The sequence below is a fragment of the Phenylobacterium sp. genome (genome assembly GCF_035276905.1).
Taxonomy (GTDB): domain Bacteria; phylum Pseudomonadota; class Alphaproteobacteria; order Caulobacterales; family Caulobacteraceae; genus Phenylobacterium.
The window spans coordinates 1-3,055 of record NZ_DATELG010000415.1; the positions used below are offsets into that span (position 1 = coordinate 1).

1 protein-coding gene is annotated in these 3,055 nt (G+C 67.3%); it reads right to left on the minus strand.

Features of this window, described 5'->3' with window-relative positions:
* The coding region (locus VJS38_RS19840) for a DNA-directed RNA polymerase subunit beta' (RefSeq protein ID WP_324089877.1) at window positions 1-3,055 on the minus strand (3,055 nt) is incomplete at both ends.

The following is a 3,055-nucleotide window of genomic DNA, read 5'->3' on the forward strand; positions in this document are numbered from 1 at the left end:
TGCCCGCCGGGATGAGCCGGCCGACGATGACGTTCTCCTTGAGGCCTTCCAGGGTGTCGATCTTGCCCTGGACCGAGGCTTCGGTGAGCACCCGCGTCGTCTCCTGGAACGAGGCCGCGGAGATGAAGCTGCGGGTCTGCAGGCTGGCCTTGGTGATGCCGAGCAGCACCGGCTGGGTGATCGCAGGGCGACCGCCGCGGGCTTCCGCCTTGGCGCTCTCCTCGTCGACCTCGAGCTTGTCGAGGTGATCGCCCTTCAACAGGCCGGTGTCGCCGGGCTCAAGGATCTCCACCTTCTGCAGCATCTGACGGACGATCGTCTCGATGTGCTTGTCGTTGATCGGCACGCCCTGCAGTCGGTAGACCTCCTGGATCTCGTTCACCAGGAAGTCGGCCAGCGCCTCGATGCCCTGGATCCGCAGGATGTCGTGCGGATCCGGGTTGCCGTCGATCAGGTACTCGCCCTTGCGGATGATGTCCCCGTCGTGGACGGCGATGTGCTTGCCCTTCGGGATCAGGAACTCAACCGCCTCGCCGCCGTCCTCCGGCGTGATCTTGATGCGGCGCTTGTTCTTGTAGTCCCGGCCGAACTCGACCCGGCCGTCCATCTCGGCGATGACCGCGCAGTCCTTCGGACGCCGCGCTTCGAACAGCTCCGCCACCCGCGGCAGACCGCCGGTGATGTCGCGCGTCTTGGCGCTTTCCGTGGGGATACGGGCCATGACCTCGCCGGGCTTCACCTCGTCGGCGTCGCCGATCGAGAGAATGGCCCCGACGGGCAGCAGGTAGCGGGCCTCGCCGCCGTTCGAGAGGCGCTTGTAGGCGCCGTTCTCGTCGAGCACCGCCATGGCCGGACGCAGGTCCGAACCCTTGGTGGAGGCGCGCCAGTCGATGACCACGCGGTTGGAGATGCCCGTCGCCTCGTCGGCCTCTTCGCGGAACGACATGTTCTCGACGAGGTCCTCGAAGCGCACCCGGCCGCCGACCTCGGTGATGATCGGAGTGGTGTAGGGGTCCCATTCCGCCAGGCGCTGGCCGCGCTTGACGCTCTCGCCGTCCTTGACCCGCAGGCGCGCGCCGTACGGCGGCTTGTAGGACTCGCGGTCCTTGCCGTCGACCTGCACCACCAGCTGCAGGTTGCGGCTCATGCCGATCAGCTGGCCTTCGGCGTTGGTCACCGTGTTGCCGCCGGTGATCCGCACCACGCCCTCGTTGGCGCTTTCGAAGAACGACTGCTCGGCCACCTGGGCGGTGCCGCCGATGTGGAAGGTCCGCATCGTCAGCTGGGTGCCCGGCTCGCCGATCGACTGGGCGGCGATGACGCCCACGGCCTCGCCGATGTTCACCGGCGTGCCGCGCGCCAGGTCGCGGCCGTAGCAGGCGCCGCAGACGCCGTTCTTGGTCTCGCAGGTCAGGACCGAGCGGACCTTCACCGACTGGACGCCGGCGCTCTCGATCAGGTCGATCATGTTCTCGTCGAGGTAGCTGTCGGCCGGCACGATCACCTGGCCGCCCGGCTCCTTGACGTCCTCGGCCGCGAACCGGCCCAGGATGCGCTGGCCGAGCGAGACCAGCACGTCGCCGCCTTCGACCACGGCGCGGAGCGTGATACCCCGGGTGGTGCCGCAGTCTTCCTCGGTGATGATGCAGTCCTGCGCCACGTCCACCAGACGGCGGGTCAGGTAGCCCGAGTTGGCGGTCTTCAGCGCGGTGTCGGCCAGGCCCTTTCGGGCGCCGTGGGTGGAGTTGAAGTACTCCTGGACGGTCAGGCCTTCCTTGAAGTTCGAGATGATCGGCGTCTCGATGATCTCGCCGGACGGCTTGGCCATCAGGCCGCGCATCCCGCCCAGCTGCTTCATCTGCGCCTGCGAGCCGCGGGCGCCCGAGTTCGACATCATGAAGATCGAGTTGATCTCGCCCTCGCGGCCGGAGGCGTCCTTCTCAGCCGTGGCGACCTCGACCATCATCTCGTCGGCGACGCGGTCGGTGGCCTTGGCCCAGGCGTCGACCACCTTGTTGTACTTCTCGCCCTTGGTGATCAGGCCGTCCGCGTATTGCTGCTCGTATTCCTCGACCAGCTTGCGGGTCTCTTCGACGATCGGCTTCTTGCGCTGCGGGATGACGATGTCGTCCTTGCCGAACGAGATGCCGGCCTTGGCCGCCTCGCGGAAGCCCAGGCCCATGATCTGGTCGGCGAAGATGACCGTCGCCTTCTGACCGCAGTGCCGGTAGACGACGTCGATCAGGTTGCCGATCTCCTTCTTGGTCAGGTTCTTCTCAAGAAGGCGATGGCCGAGCGCCGGGTGGTGCGGCAGGAGCGCGGCGATCTTCATCCGGCCGGGCGTGGTGTCGATCACCTTGCGCACGACGTTGCCGTCGGCGTCCATCTCGGTGTGGCGCGCCTTGATCTTGGTGTGCAGGGTGACCACGCCGACGTCGAGCGCCCGGTCGATCTCCGCCAGGTCCGCGAAGGCCTTGCCCTGGCCGGGCTCGTTCTCCTTGGCCAGCGACAGGTAGTAGAGGCCGAGCACGATGTCCTGCGACGGCACGATGATCGGCCGGCCGTTGGCCGGCGACAGGATGTTGTTCGTGCTCATCATCAGCACGCGCGCTTCCAGCTGGGCTTCCAGCGAGAGCGGCACGTGCACGGCCATCTGGTCGCCGTCGAAGTCGGCGTTGAAGGCCGCGCAGACCAGCGGGTGCAGCTGGATCGCCTTGCCCTCGATCAGCTTCGGCTCGAACGCCTGGATGCCCAGGCGGTGCAGGGTGGGCGCGCGGTTCAGCAGCACCGGATGCTCGCGGATCACCTCGTCGAGGATGTCCCACACCGCCGGCTGTTCACGCTCGACCATGCGCTTGGACTGCTTGACGGTGCCCGACAGGCCCTTGGCGTCCAGCCGCGCGTAGATGAACGGCTTGAACAGCTCCAGCGCCATCTTCTTCGGCAGGCCGCACTCGTGCAGCTTCAGCTCGGGGCCGACGACGATGACCGAACGGCCCGAGTAGTCGACGCGCTTGCCGAGCAGGTTCTGGCGGAAGCGGCCCTGCTTGCCCTT